12 protein-coding genes are annotated in these 16798 nt (G+C 35.7%); 9 read left to right on the forward strand and 3 right to left on the reverse strand.

All coding sequences use genetic code 11. The features are described from left to right. Positions 1-62 precede the first annotated feature (62 nt). Positions 63-398: a winged helix-turn-helix transcriptional regulator gene (locus tag NU08_RS08765; RefSeq protein ID WP_008463411.1), complete on the forward strand. Its 336-nt coding sequence runs from the start codon at positions 63-65 to the stop codon at positions 396-398. Positions 399-718: 320 nt separating this feature from the next. On the opposite strand, the gene NU08_RS08770 is transcribed toward NU08_RS08765, so the two are convergent. Then, the gene (locus NU08_RS08770) at positions 719-2479 is read right to left on the reverse strand and encodes a hypothetical protein (protein ID WP_129746765.1); all 1761 of its coding nucleotides are present in this window, start codon (positions 2477-2479) and stop codon (positions 719-721) included. A gap of 431 nt (positions 2480-2910) precedes the next feature. On the opposite strand from NU08_RS08770, the gene gndA reads away from it, so the two are divergent. The 4 genes from gndA (at position 2911) to NU08_RS08790 (ending at position 8783) form a co-directional block, all read left to right on the forward strand. After that, positions 2911-4320 (forward strand): NADP-dependent phosphogluconate dehydrogenase, encoded by a 1410-nt coding sequence (gndA, locus tag NU08_RS08775; RefSeq protein WP_129746766.1) that lies wholly within the window; start codon positions 2911-2913, stop codon positions 4318-4320. Positions 4321-4350: 30 nt separating this feature from the next. After that, on the forward strand, positions 4351-5880 hold the full coding sequence (zwf, locus tag NU08_RS08780) for a glucose-6-phosphate dehydrogenase (protein ID WP_129746767.1): 1530 nt from the start codon (positions 4351-4353) through the stop codon (positions 5878-5880). Continuing rightward, a complete protein-coding gene (pgl, locus tag NU08_RS08785) occupies positions 5864-6580 on the forward strand; it encodes a 6-phosphogluconolactonase (RefSeq protein WP_129746768.1) in 717 nt (238 codons plus the stop codon). The genes zwf and pgl overlap by 17 nt, the downstream gene beginning before the upstream one ends. A gap of 478 nt (positions 6581-7058) precedes the next feature. Beyond that, positions 7059-8783, forward strand: coding sequence for a tetratricopeptide repeat protein (locus tag NU08_RS08790; RefSeq protein ID WP_129746769.1), 1725 nt, complete (start codon positions 7059-7061; stop codon positions 8781-8783). A gap of 196 nt (positions 8784-8979) precedes the next feature. Here the strand turns inward: NU08_RS08790 and NU08_RS08795 are convergent, their stop codons facing one another. Further along, complete coding sequence (locus NU08_RS08795; RefSeq protein WP_129746770.1) at positions 8980-9648, reverse strand: hypothetical protein; 669 nt, start codon at positions 9646-9648, stop codon at positions 8980-8982. Between the two features lie 2 nt (positions 9649-9650). After that, positions 9651-9821 carry a hypothetical protein gene (locus tag NU08_RS22300; protein ID WP_165352438.1) on the reverse strand — a complete coding sequence of 57 codons (171 nt, stop codon included), beginning with the start codon at positions 9819-9821 and terminating at the stop codon, positions 9651-9653. A gap of 338 nt (positions 9822-10159) precedes the next feature. On the opposite strand from NU08_RS22300, the gene NU08_RS08800 reads away from it, so the two are divergent. From NU08_RS08800 to NU08_RS08815, 4 genes are all read left to right on the forward strand, one after another. Further along, complete coding sequence (locus NU08_RS08800) at positions 10160-10519, forward strand: hypothetical protein (RefSeq protein WP_129746771.1); 360 nt, start codon at positions 10160-10162, stop codon at positions 10517-10519. A gap of 218 nt (positions 10520-10737) precedes the next feature. Continuing rightward, the gene (locus NU08_RS08805; protein ID WP_242502516.1) at positions 10738-11832 is read left to right on the forward strand and encodes an efflux RND transporter periplasmic adaptor subunit; all 1095 of its coding nucleotides are present in this window, start codon (positions 10738-10740) and stop codon (positions 11830-11832) included. Positions 11833-11882: 50 nt separating this feature from the next. Further along, positions 11883-15005 carry an efflux RND transporter permease subunit gene (locus NU08_RS08810; RefSeq protein ID WP_129746772.1) on the forward strand — a complete coding sequence of 1041 codons (3123 nt, stop codon included), beginning with the start codon at positions 11883-11885 and terminating at the stop codon, positions 15003-15005. A gap of 192 nt (positions 15006-15197) precedes the next feature. Further along, complete coding sequence (locus NU08_RS08815) at positions 15198-16682, forward strand: TolC family protein (RefSeq protein ID WP_129746773.1); 1485 nt, start codon at positions 15198-15200, stop codon at positions 16680-16682. Positions 16683-16798 lie beyond the last annotated feature (116 nt).

A 16798-nucleotide genomic window follows, 5' to 3' on the forward strand; every position in this document is an offset into this window, starting at 1 on the left:
ATTCAAAATGGTATAACTTTGTAACCAGTATAATGGAGTATACCAAACTAATTTTAAGCAAGATGGAAAGAAACCAGAAAGAAGAAGTACAGGCGCTTCAGGACACGCTGCATGTTTTGGGCGGAAAATGGCGTTTGCCGATCATCAATTCGATCTGCAACGGAAATCATCGTTTTAGGGAAATCGAACGCAGTATTCCGGGAATCACGACACGCATGCTTTCGCGAGAGCTCAAAGAAATGGAATTGAACATGCTCATTAAAAGAACCGAAGATCGCGATGCCGAAATTCAGGTGAAATATGAATCGACGCCGTATTGCAAATCATTTGGTCCTGTAATTGAAGAAATGATCAAATGGGGAAAATCGCATCGAGAGGAGATTATTCGAAACTCTTAAAAAAGTCTTCCGCAGATTGCGCAGATTTTGCAGATTATACAAATCAAAAAAAACTGCTTTATCAGCGGAATCTGCCAGAAAAAAAAGAGAGACGCTAAAATTGTTTTAAACACATAGAAACATAGATGCAGATTGCGTATAAAAGGCGTTTCACTTTCATTAATTCACATAGTTACTATGTGTTAGAAACTAGTTTCTTTTTTTCTCTTTAAGGGTTAAAAAAAATCTATGTCTCTATGTGTTTAAAATTATTCGACAAGAAAGTCAAAGTTTAAGCATTAAAGAGAATAATCACATCGTTCGGAAATCATTAGAAATTCCTAGAAAAAAGTCAATCCAAAACTCCATCCTATCCATCCCAGAATATCTTTGCTGTTATTTTTGATTATAGTAGAGTGTTTAGTACGATCTTGAACAAATGTCGAAGTATTTAAATTACCGTCTTTATCTTGTTTCTCAGACCAATAAAAATTCAGAGAAGGACCTGCGGATATTGCTACGCCTTTGCACAATTGAAAAGAAAAAGAGGAATCAAATTTGGATAAGGAATTATAGATATCCCAATTTCCTAAATAAAGATACTGTGTGCTAAATTCGGGATTAAAAGTGAAGCGTTTCCCTAACGGAATGTTCTTTCCTAGTCCAATTCCAAAAGAAAAAAGATTTTCTTCGTCTTTTCGATCGCTTCTTCCCGCCATCAAAATAGTATACATTTTATGATCTCCTGTTTTTACAGCAAGATTAATATCTGAAATTTCGTTGCTTGTAACACTGATTTTCTTGTAACCGTCTTTTTTAAAGTTTAAGAGACCAAAACTATAACCAGAAGGCGAATCTGTAATGTTGACTAATCCAAATTGGACTCCTTGTAATTCTTTAGCATAATTAAAAAGTCCAGTAATTTGAGCACCACGCACTGTGTCTTTTCCGATATTGCAAATCCCTGAAAACTGTAATCCGTTTTGCGACCCCTTTACAGTGTTGCTAATTCCTGCAATTTGAAGCCCTTTTGAGTCTTTATATACATTGTTATAGATACCCCCCATTTGCAAACCAACTTGCGAACCTTTCACACTATTATGAATACCGCTTATCTGCAATCCTCTTAAATTGCCAAAAACATTATTATAGATTCCGGCTAACTGAATTCCGTTTACAGATCCTCCAACGGTGTTAAATATTCCGGCCATTTGAAGCGCATCAACATTCATACGGTTAATATTATAAAGTCCAGCCATTTCTAATCCGCGAACTCCAGCATTATAACCTCCTAATATATTTAGCGAAAAATTATTGACAATCTGCGTATTCAGCATTCCTCGCGTGCTGATACTCGGAATTAAAGAAGCCTGCACGGGAACTTTAGAAATAAATCCGCCCAGATTGAGCGCTTGTATTTTTTGTTTGGAAGAAATAAAGAAACGGCCAATTCCTGATCTTTCAATTTCAGAAAAATCACCATCAATATAATCTGTTTTATTCTTCTTGTCTCCCATCTGAATTTTAATTTCAGAAAGAAATACCATCGTCACCGTTTTATAATTCTCCTTAACTGCTGTCAATTCTATGGCTTGAGGTGCATTTTTTAATCGAAGTTCAAAAAAACCATCTTTATTGGTCAATGTAGACAGCAGTGCATTTTTCTCCAATACACTCACATTCTCAAGGCGATTGTTCGTTTTTGTATCTATAATATAACCGATTACAATTTGCTGTCCGTCACTCATAACGGTATTTTTCTCCAATACAAGAGCCAATTCTAAAGGAGCGTAACGCACAATAATATATCCTGGAGATTCTTTATATTCATATTTGGCCCCCAGCAACTGGTCTAAAACTCCTTTTATGGAAGTATTATCAGCATGAATGCTAACGATGCTATCTTTTACAGCCAGTTTGCCATAATACGCAAATCTAAAACTTCCTTTTTCTTCCATTAAATCCAAAACATTGCTTAATGGTTTCTTGTCTGCATGAACAGATATTTCGTTTTCTAATATGGACTGCGCATTTACTTTAAAAAAGATGCTCGAAATGATAAAGAAAATGACTGTGAAAACAAGCTTTGCGTTACTTGGCATATAAAAGGGATATGATAATTTAATGAATCAAATCTTGGATCCAATAATTGAGTTTTCAAAAATACCTCAATTCATATATTTTCAATAATCATTTTTATAATTTTTTACTTCTTTTTTCTTACTAACATGAAGCTGCTTTAAAAAAAAGTATTCGCAAATGGCATTAGCAGTATTACAACGATTTAGTTGAAAAACAGCAATAATAAGCGTAATTTTTACACATAAAAAGTATCACAATAAAGACCAAAAGTGAACGATTTTACCCCTCATTTTTCAGCATTTTTCTCTAACTTAGCGGTCTACATTTTGAAATGTAAGATTAAAATAACCATTGTTTTGCTGCAAAACATTGAATGAAAAAGAATTACCATACTTTCTCTTACTTTTTGCTGCTAAAACATTTCTTCTAATAATTTAGTTAATTGAAAACTATGAGCAAATTTGATTTTGGAATTGTAGGACTCGGTGTAATGGGCCGTAACTTACTTTTAAATATCGCCAGCCATAACTTTGCGGCTGCAGGTTTAGACTTAGACACCGAAAAAGTCAATTCACTTCAACAAGAAGCCGACGCCAATCACACTATTGAAGCAACGACAGATGTAAAACATTTTGTGGAGCTTATTCAGCAGCCAAGAGCGATTATGTTATTGGTTCCTGCTGGAAAACCAGTTGACAGCGCTATCGCTAGTTTATTGCCTCACTTGGATAAAGGAGACATCATTATCGACGGCGGAAACACTTATTTTACAGATACTGACAGAAGATTTTTGGAACTGTCTGAAAAAGGAATTCACTTCTTCGGAATGGGAATTTCTGGAGGTGAAAAAGGAGCACGTTTAGGTCCTGCTATGATGCCGGGTGGCGATCAAAAAGCTTATGAAAGACTTCGTCCTATTTTTGAAGCGATTGCAGCAAAAGTAGACGGCGAACCTTGCGTTGAATATTTAGGAAACGGTTCTGCTGGAAACTACGTAAAAATGGTTCACAACGGAATTGAATACGGAATCATGCAGTTGATTTCTGAGATTTATGACTTAATGAAAAGAGGTTATAAATTGGATGATGAAACGATTCAGAAAACTTTTGCTGAATGGAATCAGACAGATGATTTAAGATCGTATTTGATTGAAATTACCGGAAACATCTTAAAACAAAAAGATGAAGACGGAACGCAATTAATCAACAAAATCTCAGATTGGGCAAGATCTAAAGGTACAGGAAAATGGACTTCGCAAAATGCAATGGATTTACAAGTTCCAGTTCCAACTATCGACGCAGCAGTTAACATGCGTGATATGTCTAAAACAAAACCTGAAAGAATTGAAGCAGCTAAGAAATTAGTTTGGAATGCTGATGAAACAAACGTTTCTCAAAGCGAAGCTATTGCTGCTTTAAAATCGGCTTTGTTTTTTTCTATCGTTGTAACTTATGCTCAAGGTTTAGCTCAGCTTCACACGGCTTCTAAAGAATACAACTACGGATTAAATCTGGAAACGGTTGCTAAAATCTGGCGTGGCGGATGCATTATTCGTGCGACAATTTTAGAAGATTTCAGAAAAGCATACGTGGCAAAAGCAGATTTGCCAAACTTACTTTTGGATGGCGGAATCGCTTCAAAATTAGTAGACAACCAATCAGGAATGAGAGCGGTTATTCAGTTTGCAGTTCAAAAAGGATTGCCGGTTTCAGGATTAATGAATTCATTATCGTATTTTGACGCTTACCGTTCTGCTAATCTTCCAACTAACTTAATTCAGGCACAGCGAGATTATTTTGGAGCGCATACTTACGAGCGTATCGACAAAGAGGGCGTTTTCCATACACAATGGACTGAATAACAACATAAAGCAACACAACTAAACCACACAATGACTAAAAATAAACTAAAGAATCCAACCATCATTGTTATTTTTGGAGGAACCGGAGACTTGGCAAAGAGAAAACTCTTTCCCGCTTTTCAAAATCTGTATCTTGACGGACGTATGTCTGAACAGTTTCAGATTATTGCTCTTGGAAGAGCTGAAAAAACCAATGAAGATTTTCGCGCTTATGTGGCAGAAAATCTAAATTTATTTTCAAGAAGAAAAGGGGTTAATGATCCTGAGACAGAAAAGTTTCTTTCGCACATTACCTACCACAGTCTTGACATTGACAAAGAAGAATCGTACATCGGATTAAACGAGAAAATCAACAATTTTGATCTGGCTTTTGGCGAACGCTCTAATCGTCTTTTCTATCTTTCGATTACGCCTTCTTTTATTTCGACAATTTCGAGCAATATCAAGAAAATTGGTCTGGCGGCAAATCCAAAGCAAGACCGTATTATTATTGAAAAACCTTTTGGTTACGATAAAGCTTCTGCAATCGAGTTGAATGAAATGCTTTCGCAAACTTTCAAAGAAGAGCAGATTTACAGAATCGATCATTATTTAGGAAAAGAAACGGTTCAGAATATTTTGGCTTTCCGTTTTGGAAACTCGATGTTTGAGCCATTATGGAGCCGTAATTTTATTGATTTCGTGCAAATTACCGTTGCAGAAGAAGTCGGCGTTGAAGAACGTGGCGGATTCTACGAAGGTGTTGGCGCTTTAAAAGATATGATTCAGAATCACTTGCTGCAGATTTTATGCATGACGGCTATGGAAGCTCCTGCTTCTTTAAATGCTGATGACATTCGTAATAGAAAAGCAGATGTTTTAAAGTCAATTCGTCGTATTAAACCGGAAGAAGTTGATCATTATATTGTAAGAGGTCAATACGATGCGGGTGAAATAAAAGGAGTTCCAGTTCCAGGCTATCGTCAGGATAAAGGCATTGCACCAGATTCTAATACAGAAACTTATGTGGCAATGAAAATCTATTTGGACAACTGGAGATGGCAAGGAATTCCGTTCTATTTGCGTTCTGGGAAAAGAATGGAAGAAAAACAATCTTCAATCATTATTCAGTTTAAACCAGTTCCGCATTCTTCATTTTCTTATGGAAAAGAAGGAATGACACCAAACCGACTGATTATCAACATTCAGCCTTCAATGGACATTAAACTGCAGTTTATGACCAAAAAACCAGGTTTATCAATGTCTTTAAGACCTGCTGAAATGGTTTTTGATTATTTTGCTTGTTCAACCATGTCGCCAGAAGCATACGAAACCTTAATTGCAGATGCACTTTTAGGAGACCCTACTCTATTTATGCGTTGGGATCAAGTGGAAGAAGCTTGGGATGCAATTGATACGATTCAGCAAGTTTGGAAAACAACTGCTCCTAAGAATTTCCCAAATTACAAAGCAGGAAGCTGGGGACCAGAAGAAGCTGACGAATTGTTGGCGCGTCAAGGCCACAAATGGATTCCGAATACACAAACAAAAGAAGAAGTTTTAAATGATACAGATTTATAATAATACAGAAGAAATTAATACTACAGCTGCAGATCTTTTTGTAGAATCGGCTCAGAAAGCAATTGCTGCAAAAGGCAAATTTACAGCTGTTCTTACAGGAGGTTCTTCTCCTGCTGGAATTTACAAATTATTAGCTTCTGATGTTTACAAAAACAAAATAGACTGGAGCAAAGTTTATATTTTTTGGGGTGATGAAAGATGGGTTCCGTTAAATGATGATTTGAGTAATGCAAAAATGTCTTATTCAACTTTATTGAGCCATGTTCCTATTCCGCAAGAGAACATTTTTGAAATGTACAAAGATGGCGTAACTCCTGAGGATTATGCCGCTGAATACGAAAAGTCTATTAGAACTATTTTAGGCGAAGAAGGAAAATTTGATCTGATTTTACTAGGAATGGGAGACGACGGACACACGGCTTCTCTTTTCCCAGGCGAAGCAGTTCTAGAGGAGCAAACTAAATGGGTTGATGCTTATTATTTAGCTCCACAAAAAATGTATCGTATTACACTTACTGCTCCACTAATCAATAAAGCGGCAAAAATTGTTGTAGTGGCTTTTGGAGAAAAGAAAGTTCACGCTTTGAAAGAAGTGACAACTGGCGAATACAATCCGACTTTATACCCAATGCAATTGATTAAACCCGTTTCTGGCGAATTATTGTTTTTGGTAGATAAAGTTGCTGCCGGGACAAACTAAGAAATTGTTTTATAACTATAGAAACTAAGGTTTATGCTGAAAAGTATAAACCTTTTTTTGTTTCACGCAGATTTTAAAAAGATTTAAGCAAATCAACACAGATTTTTTTATTTTTTTTCTCGCAGATTTAGCAGATATGGCAGATAAAATTTTAAAAAGAAAAAAATCCGCTGAATCTGCTAGATCTGCGGGAGTAAACTTTGTAGCCAATGCATAACTTTTTTATTTTTCTCTCTCGCAGATATGGCAGATGAAATTTAAAAAAAAAATCCGCGGAATCGGCTTAAATCTTTTTTAATCTGCGTGAAACTTTAAAATATAGACAAAGCACACAAAAACCATAGAACACTGAAAAACAATAATTTAAACAAATCACATTCATTTTTTACTTAATTTTGTTTAATACTCTCCGAATCATCTAAATCATTCTACTTACAAAGCTTTTACACTGATTATCCAATTTTAATTACATTTTGCGATGAAATATAATTACTTCCTAATTGGTGTTTTTCTTCTTTTGGTTGGTTGTAAAGATAAAAACACAGAGCCCAAATCTGTTAAAGTTAATGCCACACAAGGCTGTTACATTCCGAAAACGAACGATAAAGATTGGTACAGCCAAAACAAAAAAGCGCCAAAGTTTAAAGGTCTTGATGGTGTGAATTTTAAAATTACAACCAATAATCCAGAAGCACAGGAATATTTCAACCAAGGAATGATGTTGGCGTACGGATTCAACCATGCTGAAGCTGCGAGATCCTTTTACGAAGCTTCTCGTTTAGATCCGAATTGCGCTATGGCGTATTGGGGTTTTGCTTATGTCTTAGGTCCCAATTACAATGCTGGAATGGAAGAAGATAATTTTCAGCGTGCTTATGACGCGGCTCAAAAAGCTAAAAAACTTTCTGCCAAGTGTTCTCCTAAAGAAATCGCTATGATTGATGCATTATTAGTTCGCTATGCTAAAAATCCTCCTGCTGATAGAAAACCGCTTGACATAGCGTATGCCGAAGCAATGAAAAAAGTATATACTCAGTTTCCTTCAGATCCAGATATTGGTGCGCTTTACGCGGAATCTCAAATGAATCTCCATCCGTGGGATTTGTATGAAAAAAGCACTGGAATACCTAAAAAATGGACTCCAGAAATACTGGCTGTTTTAAACGAATTAATTAAAAAAAATCCGAAGCATCCTGGCGCGCATCATTTTTTGGTTCATGCTGTGGAAGCTTCCACTCATCCAGAAAATGGACTTAAAAGTGCTAAATTACTAGAAACTTTAGTTCCGGGTTCGGGACATTTGGTGCATATGCCATCTCATATTTACATTCGAACAGGAGATTATCATGAAGGCACGCTTTCCAACATTGAAGCGATTCGAATTGATAGTTTGTATTCCACTGCCTGTAATGCACAAGGCGCTTATCCTCTAGCCTATTATCCGCACAATTATCATTTTTTAGTGGCTACAGCGGCTTTAGAAGGAAATTCAAAATTAGCTTGGGAATCGGCACAAATATTACAGCAACATATGTCACCTAAAATCATGCGCGAAGCTGGCTGGGGAACTTTACAGCATTATTATAGCATTCCGTATTATATCGCTGTAAAATTCTCGATGTGGGATAAAATTATGGAGATTTCGCAACCTAAAAATGATCTCGTATATCCAAACGCGATTTGGCATTATGCCAAAGGAATGGCATATCTCGGGAAAAATGATATTGTCAATGCCGAAAAACAGCTTGCTTCTCTGAACCAATTAGCCAAAGACAAAACCTTAAAAGAAGTTACCATTTGGAATATCAATACCACGTATGATCTTGTTCAGATTTCTGCCAATGTTCTTTCAGCAGGAGTTGAAGCAAAAAAGAATAATCTGGATAAAGCGATTGTTCTTTTAAACAAAGCAATAGCAATTGAAGATCAATTAAACTACAACGAACCGCCAGATTGGTTTTTCTCCGTTAGACATTATTTAGGAACTGTTTTACTAAAAGCTGGAAAATATGCCGAAGCTGAAAAAATCTACAGACAAGATTTACAAACGCTTCCAAAAAATGGCTTCGCCTTAATCGGACTTTATAATGCTCTAACGCTACAGAAAAAAGAAAAAGAGGCTTTACAAATTAAAACCTCTTTTGATACTGCTTGGCAATATGCTGATTTTGAGATTAAGGATTCTTCTAGTATTGTGGAGTGATTTTACTTTTTAAGATGTCATCGTAAAAAGCCGAAGACTTTTATTACGTTTAGAAATTCTAAGACAAAAAATGCGCAAAGTCTAGAGACATTTGCGCAGCTTTTCAGTTTTAGAACTCTTTGCAGATCGAGAGCCCGATATGTTTATATTACTAAACTTTATACATTTTCAACGTTACTAAAATTTATAAACCAACTTAATTTTTTTTTAATTTTAATAAAGCAGTATTATACTCTTCCACATTAATTTTTAATTTAACCCTATTTGATTTTAATTGACCATTAAAAAACTTTATTCCTTTATTAGAAATAGAATCTCGTTTTTCTTTAGACAATCTTTCATTAATAAATTTTTCTCCTTGTAAATAATTTATTTGTAAATAATACTCATTTCGTTTTAACACATAATATTTAAAAGTATTATCGTCTAAATAGTTAACAAAACTTAACGGAATTTTAAAATGTAATATTTCATTAGGTTTAATTGTAAATAATTTTAAATTCCCACATATACTTCTACTAATCCCTAAAATCTTATTGAAACCATTTGATTTTTCATCTTTACTAAAATCAGTTGAACCGTTATTTGTAAATATTAATTCATTCACTTGCATATTATCTTTATTGTACAATTCAATCATAGGTGAAAAAAAAGAATTCTTATAATAATATTCTGGATATTCTACACAAGAGAATGAAATATCAATTAAGAAACAATAGCTTTCCTTCGTATTATTTTTAATATCGAACATTATAGAATCACCTGCTTTTAGAGATTTATTTAATATTTTAAAATCAAAATCATTTCTGTTTTGTGTAAATGCTAAACAAATTACAACTATAACTGCTATATAAAGTTTATTCATAATTAATTAAATCCATTTAATAATTTATTCCAAAGTCCAACTTCGATTCTATAAGAATCATATGCTGGAATATTTACTGGAGCACCAATAGTATTAAGTTGCCAAGTATAAGCCCCCAGCTCTCCGAAGTCTTCCCTGCTAACGCTGCGCAAATGTCTCTGACTTTGCGCCACCTTAAACGCTTTTAAAAAACAAAAGCATCTAGAAAGTCTCTAACTTTAAAATGAATACAAGTATAGAGATTTATTAATTTTAAATCTAAAATCTACTACTTAAATATCAGCTTTTTCAAAATACATTAAGCATAAATCATTTACATAATAACTTATAGCGAAACAAAAATAATCAACCCTCTAAAAACCAACCCCAATTATTATCAAATTTTTAAATCTCATAGTTTTTAGAATAATTTTAAGAAACCTTATTTTTCAAATTACTATATTTGGCGCACTTTAAAGAATAATTAACCCCACTTTTTAAGGACCAAAATTGTAATTCCTGCTGTAGTTGTATGAAACCCACTAAGTTCATATATATCGTTCTACTTTCGTTGCTTTGTTTTTTCAGAGGCACCGAAACGTATTCGCCGATTTATACTTTCAGCAGCTGTATTACTTTAGATAGCGTTGCCGCAGACGACACGCAGATTTTTTCTTCCGACTTTTCTTCTTCTAAAAATTTAGAAGTTCATTATAAGCTCAAAAAGAAAATGAAATGCAGAGCGACTACTTTAGAACAAAGTACGATCAAAGCTCCGTATTTCAGCAATTTGGTTAATTTCAAGCTTTATAAAGAAAGCTTAATCTATGGTATAGCTTCAATATACCATATCGAAAGGCATCCCCATCTTCATTTGTACCAACTTTTCTAGGCTGCAAAATTTCGTCGTTTTTATATTCTAGTATTCTGGAACAATACCTCATTTACGTATGTGATTGAGCTGATATTGCTATAAAAACATTTCTCTAAAACGGTACTTTTTCAAAAAGAGAAGCATCTGTACGCCTTATTATTTTCAAAATCCAAATTCAGACTCCCGATATATTAGTATCAAGGGAGTACATCTATTTATTCAAAAATTTAAACCTAATGATGAGCATTTATAAAAATCCATTCCTTTTATGCACCTTGGCTTTATTCGTTTTAGTCTCGTGCGGAGATAAAGCAAAAAAAGATTTAAACAACATAAAAACAGTTCCTGTTTATAAGGTAACTCTAAAAGACACCATAGTTTCGAGCAAATTTGTTGCCGATGTACATGCTAAAAACAATGTAGAAATTCACGTTCGCATTCCTGGTTTATTAGACAAAGTTTACGTTAGCGAAGGACAAAAAGTAAAAAAAGGACAGATCCTTTTTAAAATAAGCGACGTTGAACTTCAGATTCAATTGCTAAAAGCCGAAGCCGTTTACAAAAGTGCAAAAGCCGATTTAAGAATTGCAACGGTAGAATTGGAACAGGCTCAAACCCTTTTCAATAAAAAAGTAATTGCAGATAAAGAATTAGAATTATCTAAAGCAAAATATGAAGCTGCTTCCGCGAAAGTAGCACACGCAGTTGCCGAAAGAAAAGCTATCAACCAACAAATTAGCTTTACCACAATTCGCGCTCCATTTGACGGAACAGTTGACCGTATTCCGTTCAAAGAAGGAAGTTTAGTTGAAAACGGTTCATTATTGACCACTGTTTCTCAATTGGACGACGTTTACGCTTATTTCTCAATTCCTGAGAATACCTATTTCCAAATGATGGAAGACAAAACTTTAAACACGCATGGCGATATCAAATTGGTATTGCCAAACGGACAAGTTTATGATCAAAAAGGAGAATTAAGAACTGCCGATGGAGAAATCGACAGACAAACGGGTTCTATTCAATACAAAGCAAAATTCCATAACCCGCAAGGATTTATCAAACATGGAACTTCTGGAAAACTGATTATTTCAGAACCCAAAACCAATGCAATTTTAATTCCGCAGAAAGCAGTTTTTTCTATTCAGGACAAACAATACGTTTTCCGCGTGAACAAAGATGGAGTAGTTAAAATGACAAATGTTACAATCGAAACGACTCTAGATGATGTGTATATCTTGAACGAAGGTCTAAAAAGCGACGACCTAATCGTGCAAGAAGGCACGCAATCATTGAGAGACGGCGATAAAATCAACATGAAACAAATGTAGATTATCGATCTGTAAAACAGTTATTTAATTATTTATCTAAAACATTTAAAATGATAGAGCTATTTATCAGGAGGAAAATATTGTCATTAATCATCTCGGTTATGATAGTCCTTCTAGGATTGCTGGCGTTGTTTCAGCTTCCTATTACCCAATTCCCAGACATTGTACCACCGTCTGTAACCGTTACAGCAAAATATACAGGAGCAAACGCAGAAGTTTCGGCCAATGCCGTCGCCCTTCCGTTAGAAAGAGCCATAAATGGAGTTCCCGGAATGACGTATATGTCAACCGTAACTTCCAACGATGGTTTAACTTTAATTCAGGTTTTCTTCGAAGTAGGAACCGATCCCGATCTGGCTGCCGTAAACGTGCAGAACAGAGTTACCACGATTCTTGATGAACTTCCAGAAGAGGTAATTCGTGCCGGAGTTACAACCGAAAAAGAGGTAAACAGTATGTTAATGTACTTGAACATTACGAGTACCGACAAAACTCAGGATGAGCAGTTTATCTTCAACTTTACCGATATTAATATCCTTCAGGAATTAAAACGTATTGATGGTGTCGGGCGTGCCGAAATCATGGGGCAGAAAGAATATTCGATGCGTGTTTGGCTAGATCCACAAAAGATGCTTTCGTATAATATTTCAGCAAATGAAGTTATTAATTCACTTCAAAAACAAAACATTTCTGCCGCGCCGGGTAAAGTCGGTGAAGGTTCAGGACAAATGAACAATCAGCTTCAATACGTAATTAAGTACGGCGGAAAATTCTTTGAACCAAAACAATACGAAGAAATTCCGTTGAGAGCCAATCCAGACGGAACAATCTTAAGATTGAAAGACATTTCGAAAATTGAATTTGGTGCGATGAGTTACGGAATGGTTTCTAAAACCGACGGAAAACCTTCGGCATCGATCATGCTAAAACAGCGTCCGGGTTCTAACGCTTCTGAAGTTATTGCCAGCGTAAAAGAAAAAATGGCTGAATTGAAAGTCTCTTCTTTTCCTCCTGGAATGGAATTTAACATTGCGTACGACGTTTCGCGTTTCCTTGACGCTTCGATTCATGAAGTTTTGAGAACATTGGTTGAAGCTTTTATTTTGGTGGCATTCGTCGTTTTCCTTTTCCTTCAAGATTGGAGATCGACTTTAATTCCAGTATTAGCAGTTCCTGTAGCGCTTATTGGTTCGTTTACCTTTATGTCGATGATGGGATTCTCGATTAACTTGCTGACGCTTTTTGCTTTGGTACTTTCCATCGGAATTGTGGTCGATAACGCGATTGTCGTCGTCGAAGCCGTTCACGTAAAAATCTCCGAAGAACATATGTCGCCAATGGAAGCTACCATTAGTGCCATGAAAGAAATTACAGGTGCCGTTATCGCAATTACGATTGTAATGGCTGCCGTGTTTATTCCGGTTGCATTCTTGAGTGGTCCTGTTGGAGTTTTCTACAGGCAGTTCTCATTGACAATGGCAATTAGTATCGTGATTTCGGGTATTAATGCCCTTACGCTTACTCCTGCCCTTTGTGCGATTATGCTAAAAGCGCATGATCCTAACAAAGAGAAAAAATCATTATTAGACCGTTTCTTCCATAGATTCAATCATTGGTTTGACAACATTACCTCAAAATACATCAAAGTATTGGTGAAATTTGCTGATCGCAACACCGTTACTGTTGGTTTATTAGTACTTTTTTGCGTATTAACTTGGGGAACAACCAAATTCTTAGCGTCAGGATTTATCCCTACTGAAGATCAGGGAATGGTTTACGTGAGTGTTACAACACCTCAGGGAGCAACCGTAGAACGTACCGAAAAAGCTTTGGACGAAGTAACCAAAATTGCTCAAGGAATTAAAGGTGTCGACAACGTAACGACTCTTGCGGGATATAGTATTGTAACCGAAATCGCGGGAGCTTCGTACGGAATGGGAATGATCAACTTAAAAGACTGGAGCGAACGTGATATTTCGGTTACCGAGTTTATGGCGGAACTTACCGAAAAAACAAAAAACATTACCGATGCACAAATCGAGATTTTTGCACCGCCAACCGTTCCTGGTTTTGGTAACACCAGTGGTTTCGAGCTTCGTTTGCTGGATAAATCTGGAGGAAGCATTACCAATACCGATAAAGTAACCAAAGAATTCATAAAAGAATTAAATGCTTCGCCAGAAATTCAGAACTCATTTTCGAGTTTTGATGCTACTTTCCCGCAATATTTAATTCACATTGATTATGATTTGGCAGCGAAAAAAGGAATTTCGGTAGACAATGCCATGAGCACTTTGCAGACGATGTTAGGTTCTTTTTATGCAACCAACTTTATTCGTTTCTCTCAAATGTATAAAGTAATGGTTCAGGCAAGTCCACAATTCCGTCAAAATCCAGAAAGTATTTTGGATATGTATTTGAAAAATGATGCAGGCGAAATGGTTCCGTTTTCTACTTTCATTAAATTAGAAAGAGTTTACGGACCAGAAGTTTTAACGCGTTACAACATGTACATGTCGGCTATGATTAACGGTGAACCAGCCGAAGGTTACAGTTCTGGAGATGCCATTGCCGCTGTTGAAAAAATTGCTGCAGAAAAACTGCCTAGCCGTTTTGAATTAGAATGGTCTGGTATGACACGTGAAGAGATTTTATCAGGAAACCAAACCATCTACATTTTTGCGCTTTGTATACTATTTGTATACTTATTGCTTGCTGCACAATACGAAAGTTTATTGCTTCCTTTCCCAGTATTATTAAGTCTTCCGGTTGGAGTTTTCGGTTCTTACATCGCACTTGTGATGGTCGGACTGGATAATAACATTTACGCGCAAGTAGCACTCGTCATGCTGATTGGTCTGCTCGCCAAAAATGCCATTTTGATTGTCGAATTCGCCATGGCGCAAAACAAACTCGGACGTGATATTGTCGAAGCCGCGATTGAAGGAGCCAGACTTCGTTTCCGACCAATTTTGATGACCTCTTTTGCTTTTATTTCAGGATTGATTCCGCTTTGTATCGCTTCTGGTGCGGGTGCAATTGGTAACCGTTCGATCGGAACTGCTGCTGCGGGCGGAATGTTAATCGGAACCGTATTTGGTCTTTTAATCATTCCTGGACTTTACATACTGTTTGCAAAATTGGAAAAACGAATGAGTAAGTCAAACAATTAATTCGTTGAGCAAAATCGAGTAAATAAATCTAATTTGATCTGCAACAATCTTTTAAAATCTGCGTGAAACATTTTTTGTGCATAGATTTTTTCACGCAGATTAATACAGATTAAAGCAGATTTACACAGATTAATCTAAACTAATTAATACGATTGAAAAATGCTTAGCAGATAGAACAAATAAAATTAAACAATGAAAAACATATTAAATCAATATAAAAATACTGATGTGATAAGGACAACCAAAAGTGCCGTTATAATAACCGGGATTTTACTTTTAACGGCTTGTTCTGCACCAAAAGTCAGTAACAAACTAGAGGCTGCAAAACTTCCAGAGAATTTTGATGCACAAAGAAAAGAAACTTCAAGCAAGAATTTCATTCCGTTAAAAACGGAAACCTTTTTTAAAGACCCGAAATTAGAGGAATTATTAAAGAAAGCCATTGCCAAGAATCCTGATTATTTAATCATGCAAGAAAGAATTCTGATTGCCAATTCGCATTTAAAAGTAGCAAAACTGGCGCTTCTTCCCTCTTTAGATTTTGTTGCCGATGCATCTGGAACACATTACGGAAAATACACGATGGAAGGCGTTGGTAACTTCGATACTAACTTTTCTCAGAATATTACAGACAAGCAAAAAATCAATGAAAATGTTTCTCCTAACTTTTTTCTGGGAGCGAAAGTTTCTTGGGAAGCTGATATTTGGGGAAAACTGAGCAATCGTAAAAAAGCGGCACAACAACGTTTTTTTGCTTCTCAGCAAGGAATGCGTTTGCTTCAAACACGTCTTTTAGGCGATATTGCCGACTTATATTTCAAATTGATCGCTTTAGACAAACAAGCTGCTATTTACGATAACAACTTGAAAACGCAAGAAAAAGCATTGGATATTGTTTCGGCTCAAAGATCAGTAGGAAAAGCGACAGAATTGGCTGTACAGCAGTTTAATGCGCAAAACAATAACATTCATGCCGAAGCTTCAGAATTAAAATTAAGCATCGATCAGACTGAAAAAGCTTTATTGACACTTTTAGGTGAATATGGTGGAAAAGTTGACAGAAGTAGCGACTTTCTAGCGGGACATTTAGAAGTTTTAAACCAAAAAATAAGCGTAGATTCTATCATTCATAAAAGACCAGACGTATCTGAAGCTTACTTTGAATTGCTTGCCAGCAATGCTGATGCAAAATCGGCTCGTGCTGCGTTTTTTCCGACTGTAAATCTAGGCGGTTATGCAGGTTTCAATTCGTTTTCATTCAACACCCTTTTTGATGCAGGTTCTTTCGCTTGGCAATTATTGGGCGGATTAACGGCTCCTGTTTTTAACAAAGGACAAATCAAACAAGAATTTTATGTTTCTAATAGAAGACAGGAAATTTCATTTCTTCAATATCAAAATGCCGTAACAACCGCTTTTAACGAGTTAAGTGCTTTACTGCATAGAAATGAAGCTTACGAAGATGTTTTAAAATACAAACTAAACGAAATTGATCATCTCGAAATTGCAGTAAATGTCTCAAACGATTTGTATTTGAGCGGTTATGCCAATTATCTGGAAATCATCAATGCGCAAAAAAATAAATTGCAAGCCGAATTGGATTTTGTTGACATCCAACTTCGAAATGCAAACTCACAAGTATTGCTTTACAAAGCTTTAGGCGGAGGAATAAATTAGTTTATATGTTGGTCAAAAATGGCTTCTGTTTATAATAGCTCATCGCAGAGGCTATTTTATATCCCATTTCTTTTGAAATGGGATTTTTTTTTAAAACAAACACTCATTTTACTGTT

Origin of the sequence: Flavobacterium anhuiense (assembly GCF_004151235.1) — a bacterium.
Classification (GTDB): domain Bacteria; phylum Bacteroidota; class Bacteroidia; order Flavobacteriales; family Flavobacteriaceae; genus Flavobacterium; species Flavobacterium anhuiense_A.

Bases quoted from the DNA above. Each gene is read 5' to 3' on its own strand.
- NU08_RS08765 (WP_008463411.1), top strand. From the start codon at position 63: ATGGAAAGAAACCAGAAAGAAGAAGTACAGGCGCTTCAGGACACGCTG.
- NU08_RS08770 (WP_129746765.1), bottom strand. From the start codon at position 2,479: ATGCCAAGTAACGCAAAGCTTGTTTTCACAGTCATTTTCTTTATCATT.
- gndA (WP_129746766.1), top strand. From the start codon at position 2,911: ATGAGCAAATTTGATTTTGGAATTGTAGGACTCGGTGTAATGGGCCGT.
- zwf (WP_129746767.1), top strand. From the start codon at position 4,351: ATGACTAAAAATAAACTAAAGAATCCAACCATCATTGTTATTTTTGGA.
- pgl (WP_129746768.1), top strand. From the start codon at position 5,864: ATGATACAGATTTATAATAATACAGAAGAAATTAATACTACAGCTGCA.
- NU08_RS08790 (WP_129746769.1), top strand. From the start codon at position 7,059: ATGAAATATAATTACTTCCTAATTGGTGTTTTTCTTCTTTTGGTTGGT.
- NU08_RS08795 (WP_129746770.1), bottom strand. From the start codon at position 9,648: ATGAATAAACTTTATATAGCAGTTATAGTTGTAATTTGTTTAGCATTT.
- NU08_RS08800 (WP_129746771.1), top strand. From the start codon at position 10,160: ATGAAACCCACTAAGTTCATATATATCGTTCTACTTTCGTTGCTTTGT.
- NU08_RS08805 (WP_242502516.1), top strand. From the start codon at position 10,738: ATGATGAGCATTTATAAAAATCCATTCCTTTTATGCACCTTGGCTTTA.
- NU08_RS08810 (WP_129746772.1), top strand. From the start codon at position 11,883: ATGATAGAGCTATTTATCAGGAGGAAAATATTGTCATTAATCATCTCG.
- NU08_RS08815 (WP_129746773.1), top strand. From the start codon at position 15,198: ATGAAAAACATATTAAATCAATATAAAAATACTGATGTGATAAGGACA.